Origin of the sequence: Paraburkholderia sp. BL6665CI2N2, from assembly GCF_004366535.1 — a bacterium.
Lineage (GTDB): Bacteria > Pseudomonadota > Gammaproteobacteria > Burkholderiales > Burkholderiaceae > Paraburkholderia.
The window spans coordinates 8,342,394-8,360,961 of the sequence record NZ_SORC01000001.1 but is presented as its reverse complement, the minus strand read 5'-3'; the positions used below and the strand labels follow the sequence as shown (position 1 = coordinate 8,360,961).

At 61.9% G+C, this 18,568-nt stretch carries 14 protein-coding genes and 2 pseudogenes; 13 read left to right on the top strand and 3 right to left on the bottom strand.

Annotated features, from left to right (window positions below; translation table 11 throughout):
- The first annotated feature begins 139 nt into the window (after positions 1–139).
- The 5 genes and pseudogenes from B0G81_RS37585 to B0G81_RS37565 all read left to right on the top strand — a co-directional run bounded on the left by B0G81_RS37585 (position 140) and on the right by B0G81_RS37565 (position 8,652).
- Positions 140–3,316: pseudogene (locus B0G81_RS37585) on the top strand (efflux RND transporter permease subunit).
- Positions 3,317–3,318: 2 nt separating this feature from the next.
- On the top strand, positions 3,319–4,782 hold the full coding sequence (locus tag B0G81_RS37580) for an efflux transporter outer membrane subunit (RefSeq protein WP_134143330.1): 1,464 nt from the start codon (positions 3,319–3,321) through the stop codon (positions 4,780–4,782).
- A gap of 182 nt (positions 4,783–4,964) precedes the next feature.
- Positions 4,965–6,305 (top strand): paraquat-inducible protein A, encoded by a 1,341-nt coding sequence (locus B0G81_RS37575; RefSeq protein WP_134137628.1) that lies wholly within the window; start codon positions 4,965–4,967, stop codon positions 6,303–6,305.
- A gap of 65 nt (positions 6,306–6,370) precedes the next feature.
- Positions 6,371–7,966 carry an MlaD family protein gene (locus B0G81_RS37570; RefSeq protein ID WP_134137625.1) on the top strand — a complete coding sequence of 532 codons (1,596 nt, stop codon included), beginning with the start codon at positions 6,371–6,373 and terminating at the stop codon, positions 7,964–7,966.
- Positions 7,963–8,652, top strand: a complete 690-nt coding sequence (locus B0G81_RS37565) for a PqiC family protein (RefSeq protein WP_166679009.1) — start codon at positions 7,963–7,965, stop codon at positions 8,650–8,652. Before B0G81_RS37570 ends, B0G81_RS37565 begins: the two co-directional genes overlap by 4 nt.
- A gap of 451 nt (positions 8,653–9,103) precedes the next feature.
- On the opposite strand, the gene B0G81_RS37555 is transcribed toward B0G81_RS37565, so the two are convergent.
- Complete coding sequence (locus B0G81_RS37555) at positions 9,104–9,859, bottom strand: TetR/AcrR family transcriptional regulator (protein WP_134142941.1); 756 nt, start codon at positions 9,857–9,859, stop codon at positions 9,104–9,106.
- 207 nt (positions 9,860–10,066) lie between these two features.
- Positions 10,067–10,360, bottom strand: coding sequence for a hypothetical protein (locus B0G81_RS44960; RefSeq protein WP_243856734.1), 294 nt, complete (start codon positions 10,358–10,360; stop codon positions 10,067–10,069).
- Positions 10,361–10,408: 48 nt separating this feature from the next.
- Here B0G81_RS44960 and B0G81_RS43985 point away from each other — a divergent pair, with 48 nt between their 5' ends.
- The 8 genes and pseudogenes from B0G81_RS43985 to B0G81_RS45640 all read left to right on the top strand — a co-directional run.
- The gene (locus tag B0G81_RS43985) at positions 10,409–10,579 is read left to right on the top strand and encodes a hypothetical protein (RefSeq protein ID WP_166679119.1); all 171 of its coding nucleotides are present in this window, start codon (positions 10,409–10,411) and stop codon (positions 10,577–10,579) included.
- Positions 10,580–10,881: 302 nt separating this feature from the next.
- On the top strand, positions 10,882–11,538 hold the full coding sequence (locus B0G81_RS37545; RefSeq protein ID WP_134142939.1) for a TetR/AcrR family transcriptional regulator: 657 nt from the start codon (positions 10,882–10,884) through the stop codon (positions 11,536–11,538).
- A gap of 675 nt (positions 11,539–12,213) precedes the next feature.
- Positions 12,214–13,146 carry a MinD/ParA family protein gene (locus tag B0G81_RS37540; protein ID WP_134142938.1) on the top strand — a complete coding sequence of 311 codons (933 nt, stop codon included), beginning with the start codon at positions 12,214–12,216 and terminating at the stop codon, positions 13,144–13,146.
- A 110-nt stretch (positions 13,147–13,256) separates the two neighbouring features.
- On the top strand, positions 13,257–14,177 hold the full coding sequence (locus B0G81_RS37535) for a LysR family transcriptional regulator (protein ID WP_134142937.1): 921 nt from the start codon (positions 13,257–13,259) through the stop codon (positions 14,175–14,177).
- A 307-nt stretch (positions 14,178–14,484) separates the two neighbouring features.
- Entirely contained in the window at positions 14,485–15,075 is a 591-nt protein-coding gene (locus B0G81_RS37530; protein ID WP_134142936.1) for a porin, read from the top strand.
- Between the two features lie 694 nt (positions 15,076–15,769).
- The gene (locus B0G81_RS37520) at positions 15,770–16,117 is read left to right on the top strand and encodes a hypothetical protein (RefSeq protein ID WP_134142935.1); all 348 of its coding nucleotides are present in this window, start codon (positions 15,770–15,772) and stop codon (positions 16,115–16,117) included.
- Positions 16,114–16,983, top strand: coding sequence for an alpha/beta fold hydrolase (locus B0G81_RS37515; RefSeq protein ID WP_134142934.1), 870 nt, complete (start codon positions 16,114–16,116; stop codon positions 16,981–16,983). Before B0G81_RS37520 ends, B0G81_RS37515 begins: the two co-directional genes overlap by 4 nt.
- 135 nt (positions 16,984–17,118) lie before the next feature.
- Positions 17,119–17,721 (top strand): annotated as a pseudogene (locus B0G81_RS45640) (DDE-type integrase/transposase/recombinase); the annotation flags it as partial.
- Positions 17,722–17,945: 224 nt separating this feature from the next.
- Here B0G81_RS45640 and B0G81_RS37510 read toward each other — a convergent pair.
- Complete coding sequence (locus tag B0G81_RS37510; RefSeq protein WP_134142933.1) at positions 17,946–18,527, bottom strand: YMGG-like glycine zipper-containing protein; 582 nt, start codon at positions 18,525–18,527, stop codon at positions 17,946–17,948.
- Positions 18,528–18,568 lie beyond the last annotated feature (41 nt).

Below are 18,568 nucleotides of genomic sequence, written 5' to 3'. Positions count from 1 at the left end.
AGCGATATGACGAGCGCGGTCTCCATCGCATCGGCCTCCACGACGGCGACCGAGTCATGGTGCAGGGCGTACACGCCGTGACGCACAGGCCAGCATGTGGCAGGTGTGGCGGCCGCTGCCATCCGGAGGATTCCCCGTCATGAACTCACGCGACGATGAATCCGTGCGCAAGAGCCGGCGCCTGTCCCGTCTTCCGGCGAAGACAGGATCTGGCGAAGGCGGCTTCAATCTTTCCGCCTGGGCGCTGCGTCATCAGCAGCTCGTGATCTTTCTGATTGGCCTCGCCACGCTTTTCGGTGTGATCGGTTATACGAAAACTCGCGCAGTCGGAGGATCCGCCGTTCACCTTCCGCACGATGGTGATCAAGACCTACTGGCCTGGTGCGACTGCGCGCGAAGTGCAGGAACAGATCACTGACCGGATCGGCCGCCAGTTGCAGGCCGCGCCGAACATCGACAACATCAAGAGCTACTCGCGCCCGGCGAGTCGATGATCTTCTTCGCCATGAAGGACTCGGCCCCCGTCAAGGAAGTGCCGGAAACCTGGTATCAGGTGCGCAAGAAGGTTGGCGACATTGCCGCGACGCTGCCGAAGGGCACGGTCGGCCCGTTTTTCAACGACGAGTTCGGTGACGTCTACACCAACATCTATGCGCTTGAAGGCGACGGCTTTTCGCCGGCGCAACTGCACGACTACGCTGACAAGCTGCGCACGGTCCTGCTGCGCCTACCCGGGGTGGCCAAGGTCGACTATTTCGGCGACCCCGATCAGCGCATCTTCGTCGAAATATCGAATGCGCAGCTCACGCGGCTCTCGATTTCGCCGCAACAGCTCGCGCAGGCGATCGACGCGCAGAACACCGTGGCGCCCGTCGGCACCATCACGACCGCCGACGACCGCGTGTTCGTGCGTCCGAGCGGCGCGTTCAAGGACGTGCAGGCGCTCTCGGACATGATGATCACCATCAACAGGCGCACGTTCCGGCTGGGCGACATCGCGAAGGTCACGCGCGGTTATGACGACCCGCCGGCGACCCAGATGCGCGTTGGCGGCCAGGCGGTGCTCGGCATCGGCGTGACGATGCAAAAGGGCGGCGACGTGATCGACCTCGGCAAGGCGCTCGACGCAAAAGCCGCCGAACTGCAGGCCACGCTGCCGGCGGGTCTGAAACTCGCGCCGGTGTCGAGCATGCCGCACGCGGTCAAGCACTCGGTGGACGAGTTCGTGAAATCGGTTGGCGAAGCGGTGGCGATCGTGCTGGTCGTGAGCCTCGTCTCGCTCGGCCTGCGCACGGGCATGGTCGTCGTGATCACGATTCCGATCGTGCTGGCGGTGACGGCGCTTTGCATGCACATGTTCAATATCGGGCTTGACAAGGTTTCGCTCGGTACGCTCGTACTCGCGCTGGGCCTGCTCGTCGACGACGCGATCATCGCCGTCGAAATGATGGCGGTGAAGCTGGAGGAGGGCTGGAGCCGGGCGCGCTCGGCAGCGTTCGCGTATACCAGCACGGCATTCCCGATGCTGACAGGCACGCTCGTCACCGTATGCGGCTTCCTGCCGATTGCGCTGGCCAAATCGAGCACGGGCGAATACACGCGTTCGATCTTCGAGGTGTCGGCCATCGCGCTGATCGTTTCGTGGTTCGCGGCCGTCGTGCTGGTGCCATTGCTGGGTTATTACCTGCTGCCGGAACGCAAGCCTGAACCCGGCGGTGCACACCATGATCCGCATGAAATCGGCAACACCGGCTTCTACCGGCACCTGTCGGGGTGGGTTGCGTGGTGCGTCGAGCGTCGATGGGTCGTGCTCGGCGTCACCGTCGTGCTTTTCGCGATTTCCATGCTGGCCTTCACGCGCGTGCCGCAGCAGTTCTTCCCGAACTCGGAACGGCCGGAACTGCTGGTCGATCTGCGGTTGCCGGAAGGCGCCTCGTTCGAAGCGACGCTGCGTGAAGCGAAGCGCCTGGAAGCGGTGCTGGACGGCAAAGCCGAAATCGACCACTTCGTCGACTTCGTCGGCACCGGCGCGCCGCGCTTTTACCTGACGCTCGACCAGCAGCTTCAGCAGCCGAATTTCGCGCAATTCGTGATTACGGCTAAGAGCGTGGAAAACCGCGAGGAACTGATGCGCTGGCTCGACGGCAAGCTCGAGAAGGATTTCTCCGGCGTGCGGGCGCGCGTTTCCCGGCTCGAGAATGGTCCGCCGGTCGGCTTCCCGATCAAATTCCGCGTCAGTGGCGACGATATCGCAACCGTGCGATCGATCGCTCAAGACGTGTCGGACAAGGTCCGCGCTGATCCGCGTACGCGCAACGTGCAGTTCGACTGGGACGAGCCGGCGGAGCGCTCGATCTCGTTCGAGATCGACCAGAACCGGGCGCGCCAGCTTGGTGTCAGCTCGGAAGATGTATCGAACTTCCTCGCGATGACGCTGTCGGGCTACACGGTGACGCAGTACCGCGAGCGCGACAAGCTGATCAGTGTCGATCTGCGTGCGCCAAAAACCGAACGCGTCGACCCGGCACAGCTTACGAGCCTCGCAATGCCGACGCCCAACGGCCCGGTGCCGCTCGCCTCGCTCGGGCACGTGCGCAATACGCTCGAGTACGGCGTCATCTGGCAACGTGACCGCCAGCCGACCATCACGGTGCAGGCGGACGTGCGCGGCGACGCGCAGGGCATCGACGTGACCCACGACATCGAACGTGCGCTCGCGGCGCAAACCGCCAGGCTGCCGGTCGGCTATCGCATTCAGGTGGGCGGCGCGGTCGAAGAAAGCGTGAAGGGCCAGACGTCGATTAATGCCGAAATGCCGTTGATGATCATCGCCGTGCTGCTGTTGCTGATGATCCAGCTCAAGAACTTCGCGCGGACCTTCATCGTCGTGCTGACGGCGCCGCTCGGCCTGATCGGCGTCGTGGCCGCGCTGCTGCTGTTCGGCAAGCCCTTCGGCTTCGTCGCGCTGCTGGGCGTGATTGCGATGTTCGGCATCATCATGCGCAACTCCGTGATTCTGGTCGACCAGATCGATCAGGATATCGCGGCAGGGCATGCGCGCTTCGACGCGATTATCGGCGCAACGATAAGGCGTTTCAGGCCGATCATGCTGACGGCTGCGGCCGCCGTGCTCGCCCTCATTCCGCTGCTGCGCTCGGGCTTCTTCGGTCCGATGGCGACCGCACTGATGGGCGGCATCACGATCGCCACAGTACTGACCGTGTTCTTCCTGCCCGCGCTGTACGCGGCGTGCTTCAGGGTCCGGCACGACGAGCGCGGGGTGCAGCCGGTCGTCGCCGAACATGCGGAGAATTGATGATGAGACTTTCGTATAAGACATCCGTGATGGCCGTGGCTGCGGCCATCGCACTGACGGCCTGCACGTTCGGCCCGAACGGCGCGCCCCCGGCGATGCCTTCGCCCGTGCACTACGGTGCCGAAGCACAACCGGCCAGGACCGTCACCGCGTCCGGCGTCGCGCAGCAGTTCGATGTCGGCGCAGTGGGCGTTCCGCAATGGTGGCGGCTTTACCGGTCGGACGCGCTGAGTGCACTGGTCGAGGAAGGCTTGGGCAACAGCCCCACGCTCGGGGCTGCGCAGCGCACGCTCGCAGCCGCGCAGCAGGAACTGCGCGCCCAGGTCGGCGCATCGACGCTGCCTTCAATCGATGCTGCCGCACAGGTCGATCGCGGGCGTTCACCGGTTGTGCCCGGCCTCGGCCCCAGTGAGGTTCGCTACAACTTTTTTGCCGGACAGTTTCTCGCGTCCTACACGTTCGACCTGTTCGGTGCGACCCGTTCGGCGAACGCGGCCAGCGCCGCTCGCGTAGACGTGCAGGCGTATCAACTGGAGGCGGCGCGGCGCGCGCTCGCGGCAAACATCGTCGGTACGACGATCAGCGTGGCGGCACTCGATCGCCAGATCACGCTCACCGAACGGCTCGTCGCCGTGGCCAGGACGGCCGCGGACGAGGACCAGCAACGCTACGCACTCGGCTCGGTCTCGCGTGTGCAGGCGCTTGGGTCGACGCAGGATGCGGCTTCGGCCGCGGCGAGTCTTCCTGCGTTACGCCAGCAGCGCGCCACGGCAATTCACGCGCTCGCGGTGCTCATGGGCCGCACGCCGGACAACGCGCCGGCGGTTCCCGACCTCGACAGCCTGAGCTTGCCTGAACACGTGCCCGTCGCGGTGCCGTCGGACCTGCTGCGTTCGCGCCCCGACGTTCAGGCAGCCGACGCCGCCGTGAAAGCCGCTGCCGCCGATGTCGGTGCTGCGACCGCGCAGCTCTTTCCGAGCCTGTCGCTGACGGCTTCGATGGGCCGCGGCGGCTTTAGCTGGCCGGCGGTTCTCTCGGGCGCGGGCGGGCTGTGGGCGATCGGTGCGGGACTGTCGCAGCCGATTTTCCATGGCGGCGCGCTGTTCGCGCACCGCAAGGCGTCAATCGATGCTTACGATGCGGCGGTGCTGAACTACAAGTCCACCGTTCTGTCGGCGTTCCAGAATGTCGCGGATTCGCTTGCCGCGCTGGATAACGACGCACAGACACTCGCGTCGACTGCAGCAGCGGCACAGGCCGCGCAGGCGGCGTTCGACGATACCGCGTCGCGCCGCCGCATGGGTTCGCTGCCGTCAACAGCGGAGCATGCCAGCGAGCAGCGCTTTCTCAGCGCACAGATCGGCGCCGTGCGCGCGGCAAGCCAGCGCATGACCGATACCGCTGCACTGTTCCAGTCGATGGGCGAACTGCCGCCAGGCCAGCCGCAAACAGCGTCGACGCAATGATCGCGCGTCGATGAAGCCGCGGAGGGCGGCCTGCCAGTCAGGCCGCTTTTCCTTGACTGTACCGCCGGTATCGGAGCAGTCGTTTTCAATCCGAAATAACAATGCGCCGACGTACAGGAAGGGTCAAGCCGGACTTCACGTGCATCGAACGCGCCACAACTTCAGGTTGTCCAGTTCCCAGTATGGAATATAAGAAACTGATCGCCTGTCACGAGTGCGATCTGCTGTTTCGCAAGCCTCTGCTGCGGGACGGGCAGGCTGCGAGTTGCTCGCGCTGCCGTGCGAGCCTGGAAGGAACGCAGGGAGCGAGCGTGCCCCTCGACCGGATTGGTGCGCTCACCGTCGCAGCTTTGATCACATTCTGTATAGCGCAGGCTTTCCCGGTCATACAACTGCAGACCAACGGTATGACCTCGGAGGCGACGTTACTTGGCGCGGTGTGGGCGTTATGGACGGGCCACATGCGCATCGTCGCAACGATGGTGTTGTGCTCAGCGATCCTGTTTCCGCTGATCGAACTCCTCGCGCTTCTCTATGTGCTTGTTCCGCTGCGCCTTGGCAAGGTGGTACGTCATTTCAATCGAATGCTTCGCGTCGTGCAGATCATCAGGCCATGGGGCATGGTGGAAGTGTTCATGCTTGGCGTGGTCATCACGATCGTGAAAATGGTCAGCATGGCGCAGGTGATCCCTGGGCCAGGACTGTTTGCATTCGGCGCACTCACGTTGATGTTGGCGTTTCTCGGCGCTTTCGACCCGCGCGTGCTGTGGTCAGCGCGGGACGAAATAAAGCTTCGACAACCCACCGAGATCCGCTGGACCAGGGTAAAGCGCCGGTGCGCCTCGCGACGGCTGAGGTTCTTCGGGCTGAAGCCCGCGCCGGCGGTGCATTGGACGGCGCGGCGCGCCGGGCTCGTAGCGTGTCATACCTGTGGACTGGTGCAGAAGCACATTGCGGGATCGTCGGACCAGCGCTGCTCCCGGTGCGAATCGATGCTTCACACGCGCCATCCCGATAGCGTGACGCGCACGTCGAGCCTCGTTCTTGCCGCGGCACTCGCCTACATACCCGCGAACCTGTTGCCTATCATGCACGCGGCGTCCCTCGGCCACTCGGAGGACGACACTATCCTCGGCGGTGTGGCGTACTTCTGGACTTCAGGCGACTGGCCGCTCGCCGTCGTTGTGTTCGTCGCCAGCGTCGTCGTGCCGATGCTCAAGCTCGCGATTCTCACGCTGCAGATCGTAGCGGCCCGTTGCAGTCCGGACTGGCAACCGCTCGAACGCGCGAGGCTGCACCGGCTCGTCGAGTGCGTAGGCCGCTGGTCGATGCTCGACGTCTTCGTTGTCGCACTGACGGTCGCGTTGGTGCACTTCGGTTCGTTTGCCGTTGTCACTGCCGGTCCGGGCGCGTTGGCCTTCGGCGCGGTGGTGATTCTCACCATGCTCGCGTCGCATCAGTTCGATCCGCGGCTGATCTGGGACAACGTGCGCTGCGAGCCAGCGCGTGGTTCACGGCCATGAACGAATTCCTTTAGCGGCTTCCGCGCTTCTCAATAACCTCATATTTTCTACCCACTCCACGATCGATGCATCTTCCCACGCCACCCAGACCTGACATCAAACCGCGAAAACGCTGGATTCCCTCCCTCATCTGGTTAGTGCCACTCATCTGTGCGCTGATCGGTGTTGCGCTGGTAGTCAAATCCGTCACCGACAAGGGACCGACGGTGACGGTCACATTCAGCAACGCTGAGGGCATGGAAGCGGGTAAAACGAAGGTCAAATACAAGGACGTGGAGATCGGTTCGGTTCGGTCGGTCGCGCTGTCAAAGGATCTGCAGCATGTCATCGTCACGATCGATCTGATCAAGCAGGCAGGAAAGTTCGCGAACCGAGGCACGCGCTTCTGGGTGGTTCGTCCGCGCGTGGGCGCTAACGGCATCTCGGGCCTCGGTACGCTGCTGTCCGGCGCGTACATCGGTGTCGACGTCGGGCAGTCTTCGGAAAGCCAAGCCGCGTTTGTCGGGCTCGAAAGTCCGCCTATTGTCACTTCCGGGCAGCGGGGGCATCAGTACACGCTGAGAGGGGAGTCTTTGGGCTCCGTCGATATCGGCGCTCCGATCTTCTACCATCGCGTCAAGGTAGGCCAGGTGGTCGGCTTCTCGCTCGATCCGCATGGCACCGGCGTCATCGTCAATGTTTTCGTCACTGCCCCGTTTGACCAGTATGTCGGCACCAATACACGGTGGTGGCACGCAAGCGGTGTTGACCTTCGTCTGGATTCGAACGGATTGAAGCTCAATACACAATCTTTGGCGACGGTGGTTGTCGGAGGCCTGGCATTCCAGTCGCCGCCGGGTCAGGACGCCGGACAACCGGCGGGGGACAAGGCCGTGTTCCGGCTCGCATCGGACGAGTCGGACGCGATGCGCGAGCCCGACGGCGCGCCGCTCAATGTCGTGATGCGGTTCAACCAGTCGCTGCGTGGCCTGTCTGTCGGCGCGCCTGTCGACCTTAGAGGCATCGCGCTGGGGCAGGTGACGGACATCGGTATCGAATACAACGAAAAGGAGAAGAGTTTCAGCATGAAGGTATCGCTGGCGCTGTATCCCGACCGGCTCAGCCGGCGCTCCAACGAAGCGCTACCGGCTCCGAACTCGCAGGGTGGTCATGAGTTGCTGGAACACCTCGTCATGGAGGGAATGCGCGGCCAGTTGCGGACCGGCAATCTGCTGACAGGCCAGCTATTCGTGGCACTCGACATGTTTCCGAAAGCGCCTCGGGCGAGTGTCGATGTACATCGCAATCCTATTGAACTGCCGACTGTGCCGAACACCCTTGACGAACTTCAGGTGCAGATAGCCGACATTGCGAGGAAGCTGAATCAGGTGCCGTTCGACAAGATCGGAGCCAACCTTAACGGTGCACTTGAAAACGCCAACAAGCTGTTTGGTCACATGGACACACAGGTCGTTCCACAAGCCCGCGACACGCTAGCGGCGGCGCAGAAAACCTTCAGTACCGCCGAAACGACGCTCCGGCAGACGGCGCCCATGCAGTCGGACGTCCAGGATGCGATGCAGGAACTCACGCGCACCCTGCAATCCCTCAATGCGCTCGCCGATTATCTGGAACGTCATCCCCAGGCGCTTCTGTTCGGGAAGAAAGGAGATCAACGGTGAACCTCATCCAATCCCGCGCGTGGCGCGCGGTCGCCCGTATTGCAACCGTCGTGGCTCTGGCCGCGCTGAGCGCCTGTGCTTCCCCGCCGGCCCGCTTCTATACCCTCGGCACTGACAGGGAACCGACGCGTGAAAGCGTCACGGTCAGTCCTGCCTTCTGGATCGACATGCGCGTGGCGAAGGTGCCGGTTTCAGTGGCAAGGAGCCAGATCGTCGTACAGGACGATGCGGCGCGCGTCAGGATTCTGGAAGACGAGCGCTGGGCATCGCCGCTTGCAGACGAGCTGCGCAATGCGCTGCTCGCGGCCGCAACTCGGCCGACGGGCCGACCCGACACGTTCCAGCCAGGTCATGCTGAGGACGCTCGCACGTATCAGGTCTCCGTCGACGTGCAGCGTTTTGAGTCGTGGCCGGGCTCACACGCGTTGATTGACGTCACCTGGAGTGTACGCAAGTCGAACGACTCACGAACATTGACCTGCCGCAGCATAGTCAGCCAGCCCGTATCGGCCGGCTACGATGCACTCGTCAACGGCCATCGAGTCGCAGTGAGAAGGATAGGCGCCCAGATTGGCGACGCCGTCCGGGAATTTTCGGCGTCGGCGATCGTGTCGGCGACTGCACCGGCGCGCGTGCCTGCGAGTACGGGAAGTTCGGTCTTGTCATGCCCGGCTCTGGCGGGCTGAACCAATACAGGAATTGGCGCACCGCGCACCGGAAGGAACATGGAACGAAACCGCCACCGCACCTGCGCGGGAACATTCAAGATCGTCGGGACCGAGCCTTGCAACGGCAGCGGGAACGACGATTCCTGCTTGCGTAAGGAGGTCGATGAAGTATGCATCGTGCTCTTTGATCGCTGGTGCGAACGCCGCCATCACACCACTCAACTATCGACTCCATGCGTGGCCGCTTTAGCCCTGAGCCGCTGATCCTGTCAGAGCCGTGTCGCGAGCGCTCCACCCTTTCGAAGTTCCACAGCAAAGCTCTCGATGACAAGGAGCGCTAGCTGATTGCTAGGGTCGAGGCTTTAGCAGGTGATTGATTTGTCATCGCTACCGGCCCACCGGGCTTCTCCGCCGGGCCGCACCCGGCTGACTTCAGGCCGATCAGACCAATGGCGCCGGACATCTGAATTCAATCGGCGTCGACAGTCTCCTCCAAGACCGGCAGCGGACGCGCTGCAATCTTCTCCGCCTCCGCGCGCTTGAGCCCGAGTGTCTGCAGCAGCACCGCAGCCGTACGCTCAGGGAGGTGCTCCCCGCTAAAGCCAAGTTCCTTGAGTACGCCTCCCGCGGGTGCGCCCGGAGCGGCGAAGTTCAGCTCGGCGGCAATCGCAGAAAGGACCGTGCCGCCCACCGCAATAAATCCGATAAACGGGTCGGCGACCGCGAAGCGTTTCGCGGCAATGCCGTTTCCGATGTCGCGCATCAGCCGCAGGCCTAGCCCGACGCTCATCGCGCGCGCCGAAAACCCTTCACGTATCAGGAAACGTCCCCACAGGGGATCGTGCCGCGCGCGCACGACTGTATGGCGCACGGAGACGGAAATCACCTCGGCCGGATCGGAAAGGCCGCCGGCGAGCCGATCCAGCATGTTCGCGAATTCCTCGAACACGTTGTCGACAAGCGTCGCGTAAATCGCCTCTTTCGATTCGAAGTGATTGTAGAACGAGCCAAAGCCGACATCGGCGGCTTCAGTGATTTCATTGATCGCGACGCCCTCCATGCCCTTTTCGGCCATCAGCCGGAGGGCGGCGTCGAGCAGGCGCGTACGCGTCTCGCGCTTGCGCCGCGCGCCGCGCGGCTCCCGTCCTTCGTCGAGGGCAACCGGGGCGACCGGTGCCGTACGGGTGGGGCGCTTTGCTGTCCGAGATTTTTTAGTGATCGGCATTATGGATCCAGGCTTGACTATGTTTAAGTATAGATTCTAATGTCTATGTTGACCAAACGCTCGGAAACGACCATAGGGTCATTAAAAGCGGCCCGAGTACAACAGACGACGTCGGGAGGGACTGTGGACACCGCAGCGAGGAACAGGGCCGCGCCGTCGTGCCGAAACGGCGGCATGGCTGCGTTCGTCCGCCGATTGGGCATACCGCTAACCGCTGACGTTTTGTCGGTGGGTTGCGGACTTGTCGCTGCAACGATCGCCAACCTGCTCGCACGATACGGCGTGCATGTACCGGTTGTCGACAAGTCCCCCGAAGGCCTTGCGGGGCCGCGCGCAATCAGACTGGATAACGAAGCGCTGCACATCCTTCAGCTTCCGGGTGTTGGAGAGGGTGATTTCGAGACCATCGCCGTTTGAGCTTGCCCCAAAAACGAATCCCGTGCTGAGCAGGTCAAACTCAAGCAAGGAGAAGAACGATGACAAGCAAGGCAAAGCAAGCATAGTACCCTCGAGGCCTTGGGCGTCATGCCGTCATTGAGCCGCCCGGCCGTGAGCAACGACAACCCGTTCTCGGACTCGCTGTTCAAAACGCTCGTGTACCGGCCCGCCTGCCCGCTGCAGACGTTCGACGCCTTGTTCGCCGCGCGCACCCGGGTAGCACGACTGGTGCACAGCGCGATCCGTTTTCGTCACGCCGGCCCAGCACCACGCGAACCTTGACAGGAGGTCCAGGATCGACGTGCGGCGATCGATGAGAGCGCGCGCCAGGTGATCCGCTGCGCTCGAAGGGCCCTACACGCAACTGGGAACGTATCAATGGGCAGCATCTGAATCCCAATTGCGCCGACGAAAGTACACATTTCGCTACCAGTATTGACAATAAAATCAGAGCTGCGTCTAATGTCACATAGACCGCCAGGCAGCCAAATCGGGCGTCGACGGAATCATTGCGAAACCCGTTATCTGACAAGTGCACCGACCTCGCGGCACCGCAGATGCCGGCCTGACCAGTACTTTATGCCATGAAGCAGGAACGCCTGACACGGGCACAGCGCAAGGAGCAGACGCGAGAATGCCTGCTTGAGGCTGCGCGGAAGATGTTCATTAAAAAAGGATTGGCCGCAACGAGCGTGGAGGACATCGCTGAGGCGGCTGGCTATACGCGCGGCGCGTTCTACTCAAACTTCGGGGGCAAGCCGGAGCTGCTGATCAGGTTGCTGCGCCGCGACGGCGATAGGGCGCGGGCGAATCTCCTGGCGATCATGCAGGAGGGGGGCACGCCAGATGAAATGAAGGAGCGTGCCACCGCGTACTACAGCCAATCTCTTGCTGAAGACGATTGCTTTCCACTTTGGGTCGAGGCCCAGTTACTCGCGTGCCGGGACGCCCGGTTCCGGGAGCGCATTAACGCGTTCCGGCAGGAAAAGCTGGAACAGATCAGCGCGCACATCCGCATGCTTTCGGGGCGCAACGGCCGGCCGTTGCCCCTGCACGCTGAGGCTCTCGCGGTTGGCCTGATAAGCCTGTGCGACGGCGTGCAGGTCTTCAGGATGTCCGGTGCGCAAACGGTGAGCGACAAGGTGCTTCAGACAGTGCTTGCCGGTTTTTTTTCGTCTGTGTTGTGGCCACAGCAGGAAGAAAGCATCTCGGACAATCATCGCCCGGACGTACCCAGCTGAACCGCGAAAGTCAGAGGGCCACTTTGTACGAGGGCCGCTCTGCTACAAAGGCCTGGCACGAACCGGGTCCGGTGTCGAACCACCTCATCGAGGCAACCAGTACCAGTACAGCAAGGAGCTGGGCACGGGCGCACCATAGCGACTCATATGAGTGGATGGACTGGCACGGCCCATTTCCCGCGGCAACGCCTTCCGAGTGAACGTGGCATGGCGGCGGCGGGGCTGTCGCCAAGGTGACGCGACCACTCTATAAGTTGTCCCGGGCACAGTTGGAGGCATGGACAGATGCCGCTCGACCCCTCACCACACAGGACATTGGCCGTACCTCCGGGTACCTTCGCCTGCTGATCGAGGCAACTCCAATGCACGGCGTCAAGGCTTGCTGCAGCCGGCTAGATCTACCGCTACCGCCATTCTCAGGCAGTGCACAGCATCTCAATCCTGACGTGCAAGAACGAACCGGGGAATTCGGGCCGACCCGCCGTTCGCGCTTCTTTCAGTTATTGCTCATACCTAACATACAGGACATATATGATCGCATTGTCATTTGTGACACAAGACCGTACAATTCGCTCGTGGATGAAGCGAGCGATGGTAGTGTCGTTATGACTGACGGCGCGCGGGTCGTCAACGCTACTCGTGATGTGCGCGGAGGTCTCGATACGTGGGAAATCAGTGAAGGATACAGTCTCCGGACAGGCGCTCGCGTTGTGCCAGACGTTCGCCAAAAATACCGCTCGTGTTGTCGCTGTCACAGGCGGCTCTGAAAGATCGGGCTGCACGGCTGCCGTCGTCCATCTTGCGATAGCGCTGGTCAAGCAGGGGATGGACGTGCTCGTGGTGGACGAGTGTCTTGGCGACGGATCGGCGAGCGCGGTGCTCGGCGGGATCCGGGCAGCGGGCAGAATCGCTTCCGTGCCGAATGGCAGGCTGCCGCATGTGCTGCCGGTATCAAATAGTCGATCGCCGATCGCCATCACCGGCCCCGGCCATAGGAATGAACAATGCTACGGTGTCATCGAATATGACGCGGCGCCCGCCACCGCTCCTGATGTCGTACTGATCGACGCTGCGCTTAGCGACGATGGCGCACTGTCACCGCTTGCCTCGCAGGCTCACGATGTGGTGATCGTCACGACGATGACAGCGGATGCAGCGGCAAACACGTACGTTCGAATGAAGCGCTTGCATCTCACGCAGGGAATCGCACAGTTCCGCATCGTTATGAACCGGGTCGAGAATCAAGCGGACGCTCAGGCGGTTCTGAAGAGCATCAGTGGAGCTGCCCGCGATTATCTGGCTACCTCCGTTCTTGACGGAGGCTATATCAGAGCCGATCCCTGCATCGCGCGAGCCTCAGAACTGCCGTGCGCCATCGCAGGTGCGCTCAGTCCTTCCCCCGCTGCGGAAGATTTTGCGCGTCTCGCTACCGATCTCCAGTCGTGGCCGCGGCGCCCGGCAGGGTCGTGGCGGGAACCCATGTCAATGCTGCCGAGCTCTCCGCGCGCCCGTGGGGCCGCCTCGCCGTTTATGAACGCTCAACCATTGGCGCTTGCGCAAGTGGCATCGAAAACTGTGTACCGCATCTATAAGCCGCGCTTTGGTTGACATGTACCGTCCGAGCACATGTTTTTTCAATTGGATTTTCAGTATGACGAAACATCTACCTTTACCCCGTCCGGTCACAATGTTCTCGCCGCTGGCGAAACGCTAAAATTATGGAATATATTGAAAGCTTGCGCCTGTTTCGCGCCATTGTAGAGGTCAAGAATTTTCGGCGTGCTGGCGAAATGATGGACCTATCGCCATCGGTCGTTTCGCGGGCGATCGCATCGTTGGAGGACAGGCTCGGAACCCGGCTTTTTCACCGCTCCACCCGACAATTTTCTCTGACGGAAGCAGCAGAGCGCTTTTACAACGGCTGCACGAGGATCCTGGACGATCTCGACTGTCTGGAAGCCGATGCGGCAAGTCAAGGTCGACTGCCTGCGGGCGTCCTCAGGCTGGTCGCACACACGACAGCCGCGCTGACATGGCTCGCACCACTAATCGCGTCGTTCAAAATCAAATATCCGAGCATTACCGTGGACGCCACGTTGACCGAGCGGGCGGTCGACCTGACAGCGGATGGTTACGACGTCGGTATCGTTATGCCTTTCATGCTGGCGACGGATCTGGCCGTGACGCGACTTCTCCACAGGCTGCCTTTGGTGATCGTAACCACGGAGGCTTATCTGGGCAGGCGCCCGCGGCCTCGGCATCCGGCTGACCTCGCAGGGCACGTATTCGTCACTATTCCGCCTTCGATGCACAAGCCATTCGTCACCTTTCGAACGGAGCATGAAAACGTCGCGGTCCCGATCCACTACGAAATTACATCGAACAACCCGATGTTTAATCGTGACATCGTGCTCCAGGGATTTGGTGTCGCTGTGCTTCCGATTACGCTGGTAGAGCACGATATAGAGGCCGGACGGCTGGTTCGCCTGCTTGAGCAGTTCGAGATCGCAGATACGGCGGCTGAGGTCCGCCTGGCTTACATGGGACGCACGCTGCTACCCCCGAAGGTGAGAGCGTTTATCGACCACACGTCACAGTTTTTTGAGGACGGCGCCGAAACACCTCCTCGAGCTCGTTAGGCTACGGCTGGGTAGAGCATCGATTCTCGAGTTCACACACCTGCGTGCTCCGGGCCACCGCCAATCTCCTCCGACATCAACGGCCTGCGCGGACGCGCGGATTAGCTAGCAAGCTCAACCGGCTCCGACTGCTGCCACTGCCCAATGACCACGGTGGCGTGAAATCGGGTTCCCCCAGCCTCGGGGGCTCCGAGCCCGTGGGCTTCGGATCATTCGGTCTAGAAAATTCGGACGTCTCTACACATGCGCGCGGATTTCCGTATCTGGCTAATGCGAGAAGCGACAACTCGATCTCCTACACCGGGAAATTTGGTGGACTGACGGTTGGCGCGACCTACAGCCCGGGCCCGCCGGTCCGCCGGCGACCAATTACGGCGGCCAGGTGCCGGGTGACTATCTGGCCTGCAAGCGGTTCACCGGCATGCTCGCCTACGAGGGCATCCATTATGGCGTCGCGGGATCCTACGACCAGATGCGTGGTGAAAAGGGAGCGTCCGCGCCGCTCACGAGCAGCGCCTTCACCGATACGCATACGGTGGTCGACGCTTACTACCGGTTCGCGCAAGCCAGGCTGGGGGTGGGCTGGATTCATCGTAGCGTCGACGCTGCGGCCGCATCGATGCGCTCCGATCTGTATTTCGGGGGGATCAACTATCTGCCAGCGCCTCAGTGGTCGCTTGATGCCCAGGTATCGCACTACATTGCGCATGGGATCTCGAACGGAACGCTGGTCGCGGCGCGGGTGAACTATCTGCTTTCGAAGCGCACATTCGTGTACGCGCTGGCGGGCTACATTGTGAACAGCCAGACCAGCGCGGTTTCGGTTGCGGCAGGCGGCACGGTCGCGCCGGGTGTGAATCAGACCGGTGTTATGCTGGGCATCCAGCATCGTTTCTGATCACTGGCAATCAATTCCATCACCAGGCGCCGGTGTAAATGGAAACCGTCATCTCAATGGGCCTGTCTGACGCAGACAGGCCCATGCCTGACGATGCATTGCTGCGGGTGACAAGGTCCCCATCAATTCGCAATAGTGCTCTGGATCTGCCTGCGGCAAGACGCGCTGACTTGCCGTAGTCGGCCCTATGTGCGGAATGTGGCTGCAGGAAACGATGCAACGCCCGATACACGCTTGTCGGCGAAACGCCGTACAACGCGGCGGTCGCCGAGACCGGAGCGGCCCGTTCGGGTCTATTATGCGGAAGACGGTCACGCCGCTGCCGCAGCTGCACCTGTGAATCCGGGGGAATGGCCTTACGCCGCCCGCCGGGCATCGCATTCCGCCTCGGTCAAGTAGTGTTGGAAGATCGAGCGGCCAACGCCCATTAGCCGTCAGATTTCTTCGATGGTGTGCCGCACTCATAGTAGCGCTGCGGCGCCGGTTATTGTCGCGCCTGATGGAGCCGCTTCTCGGAAATTGCTATCGAATCCTTTTTCATTGGGTTTTCGTCATGTCGGCCTTTCAGGCGAACAGCGTCAATGGAACTATCATTTATTGGACAGGCATTTTGCCTTGGCACCAGTCCTTCGCCCCGATACTCCGACGATCGACTCAAGGCCCGTCTGACGTTTCGCTTCCGACGGAGAAGCCCATGCCCACGTTCAATCCTGCCTATATAACGGAACTCGTTGCGCTTCTGTCGCGTTTCTCGCGTGCCGGTGCGGGCAAGACGCTCGGTGACCCGGCCTACTACGCCGGTCGAAAGCGCAGCATCTATCGGTACGAGCAGACCGTTGCAGTCAAGTTACCGAACGCGTCGGCCGAGAAGCTGCTAGCCGCGGACAGGGATGCAGAGGCATCTCAAACCGTGGTGCGGTCGAAGAAGCGAAAGTGTATCCAGCGCAACGTCGGCGAGCGGGAGAACTCTAGAGCCAACCAACCCGTTTTTGAAGGATCCATCCGCTACGTGCTGGCACAACTGAGGGACGCGACATCATGACCTGGATCGATGTGCAGGAATATCCGTTCGAATCACGGTACTTCGAGCTGCCGGCAGGCCGGATGCACTACATCGACGAGGGCACCGGACGTCCGGTTCTGATGCTGCATGGCAATCCGACATGGTCGTTTCTCTATCGCCGTCTCGTCAAACGGCTGCGCGACGACTACCGCTGCATTGCCCCTGACCACATCGGCTTTGGGCTCTCGGATAAGCCCATTGGCTGGAGCTATCGGCCGGAGGATCACGCCGATCACCTTGGCGCATTGATTGACAACCTCGGTTTGAACGACATCACGCTTGTCGGACAGGACTGGGGCGGACCGATCGGGCTGGCGTATGCGATCGCCCACCCAGAACGGGTATCGCGCATCATTCTGATGAATACCTGGGCGTGGCCAGTGGACCGCGACCCGCACTTTTTCGCCTTCAGTGCATTCATGGGCGGGCCGATCGGACGTCTCCTGATCCGGCGCTACAACTTCTTTGCCCGCACGTTCATGCGTCAAGAATTCGCCGATAAGCGCAAATTGACGCCCGCGCTGCACGCGCACTATCTACGGCCGCTGGCGTCGCCGGAAGACTGTACCGGCTGCCTCATGTTTCCGAAACACATCGTGGCCTCGACGCTGTGGCTGGGAGAGCTATGGACAGGCATCTGCGTCCTGAGCACGAAGCCGGCTCTGCTCGTTTGGGGCATGAAGGACGTCGCGTTTCGAGACAAGGAACTGAGGCGCTGGGAACGCGCGTTCTCAAATGCGCGTACGGTTCGGCTGGCCGAAGTGGGGCATTTCGTGCCGGAAGAAGCGCCCGACGAACTGGCGAATGCTGTGGTCACTTTTCTCAGCGAGACGGACCTTGCTTAGATGAGTGATCGGATTGGCTGCCAAACATGGGGCGCTTGGTCAGTTGCAGATAATCCCGGTTCGCGCGTCGGGCCGACCGTAAAGGGCGCTCATTGCGGATTCGGCCTGTTGGATTACAGGTTGCTGGAGCATGGTGTCGTGGTCACGTACGTAACGATACGTTGCCGGTGCGACAAGTTCGGCGCTGGATTGGCGCAGTGCGCCAGAGCGGCGCGTCGCAAGCCCGGCAGCATCTGGCATCCGGACGGAGTGTTCCTGACGCCGCACGGCGAGCCGTCGATGAGCATGGCGCCGGACTCGACGGGCTGGTGCAAAGGCGGCGCGGGAAAAGGCCGCCGCAAAGCGTTTCTTACGCCGGGTGCTGCGGTCAAACCCGGTGCCGCGCAGGATTGTCACCGACCGGCTGCGAAGTTACCGGGGGGCGAAGGCAGATATTCCCAACTCGCTCACGCGAAGCATGTATTCGCGAAACTGGCTGCTTGCATGAAGAATCCCGCCGAGAATATCACCAGCCCTCCCGAAGGCGTGAGCGCCAGATGTGTGTCTTTCGCGACCGGCCCCGGAAACTGGCGTCTCTCTCGTGCTTTAGTCGATTCGTCTATACCTTGCGCCGTCTCAACATCTGACGAACGCAGGTCTACATGGGCCAAATGGAAGCGTCGCCGGACTGCGTGGCGTCAATGGACAAGCGCACAATCGGGTGTTCATGTTTTTAATCAGGAAAACGATGCATCCTGATAAATTTCGAGGTTTGTCCGCGAACCAAGCCAAGACGGTCCGAAGTTCTAGCAGCGCGGGTGCGTGGGACCACACCATCTCAGGACAGACTGCCCGCGGTTAAGCGATGAACGGCAGAGGATCGCTAGCCTCAAAAGCGCCGCCGGACATGTGTTGCGTCGAATGGCGTAAGCGTTGATGCGCCCGCTTCGATCGACAACGCAAGCGTGGTCGGCGTGCCAAGGTCAACCTGGCGGAGGCGGCGTATCGTAGGTTGGCGGAGGCGGTGTGTCGTAGGCCGGCTGCAATCGCGTCGCTTCGCCTTGCGGCCGATACACATCGGCGGCACTGCGCGGGACCGGCACACGCTCGCCATTTGCGTACATGCACTGAACATACGCCTGGTCATAGCGGCGTTGAAGGCTGGTGGCGGAGCTTTGCGCCATGCCGCCGCCGATCATGCTGCCTCCGAGCAGACCTGCGCCTGCGCCGACCGCTGCGCCACGGCCGCCGTTGAACGCCGCACCGGCCGCCGCGCCGAGCGCGGTGCCGACGGCCGTGCCGCCGAGGGCGCTGGTCGCTGCAGCCTGTTGGGTGCTCACGCCGCCGGTCTGCTGGGAAGCAAACTGCTGGCACGTCGCATCATCGGCGCGGAATTGATCGAAAGTCTTGCCGGTGCCGGGCAGGGCCATCACTGTGGGGCCCGTCGGCATGCCGGCACAGCCGGCGAGAGCGATGATGCCGGTGAGGCTGACCACCGCGGCGAGTACCGCAGACGCGCCCCGCTTCGCGCGCGATTGCGGGGAGATGGAATTCATTTCACTCATATCATTTCGGCCCGGTTGGCCTCACGGGTACTTCCACCCAG

What these genes read in the sequence shown, in the direction of transcription:
- B0G81_RS37580 (WP_134143330.1), top strand. Translation starts at nt 3,319, where the DNA reads ATGAGACTTTCGTATAAGACATCCGTGATGGCCGTGGCTGCGGCCATC.
- B0G81_RS37575 (WP_134137628.1), top strand. Translation starts at nt 4,965, where the DNA reads ATGGAATATAAGAAACTGATCGCCTGTCACGAGTGCGATCTGCTGTTT.
- B0G81_RS37570 (WP_134137625.1), top strand. Translation starts at nt 6,371, where the DNA reads ATGCATCTTCCCACGCCACCCAGACCTGACATCAAACCGCGAAAACGC.
- B0G81_RS37555 (WP_134142941.1), bottom strand. Translation starts at nt 9,859, where the DNA reads ATGCCGATCACTAAAAAATCTCGGACAGCAAAGCGCCCCACCCGTACG.
- B0G81_RS44960 (WP_243856734.1), bottom strand. Translation starts at nt 10,360, where the DNA reads ATGCTTGCTTTGCCTTGCTTGTCATCGTTCTTCTCCTTGCTTGAGTTT.
- B0G81_RS37545 (WP_134142939.1), top strand. Translation starts at nt 10,882, where the DNA reads ATGAAGCAGGAACGCCTGACACGGGCACAGCGCAAGGAGCAGACGCGA.
- B0G81_RS37535 (WP_134142937.1), top strand. Translation starts at nt 13,257, where the DNA reads ATGGAATATATTGAAAGCTTGCGCCTGTTTCGCGCCATTGTAGAGGTC.
- B0G81_RS37520 (WP_134142935.1), top strand. Translation starts at nt 15,770, where the DNA reads ATGCCCACGTTCAATCCTGCCTATATAACGGAACTCGTTGCGCTTCTG.
- B0G81_RS37515 (WP_134142934.1), top strand. Translation starts at nt 16,114, where the DNA reads ATGACCTGGATCGATGTGCAGGAATATCCGTTCGAATCACGGTACTTC.
- B0G81_RS37510 (WP_134142933.1), bottom strand. Translation starts at nt 18,527, where the DNA reads ATGAGTGAAATGAATTCCATCTCCCCGCAATCGCGCGCGAAGCGGGGC.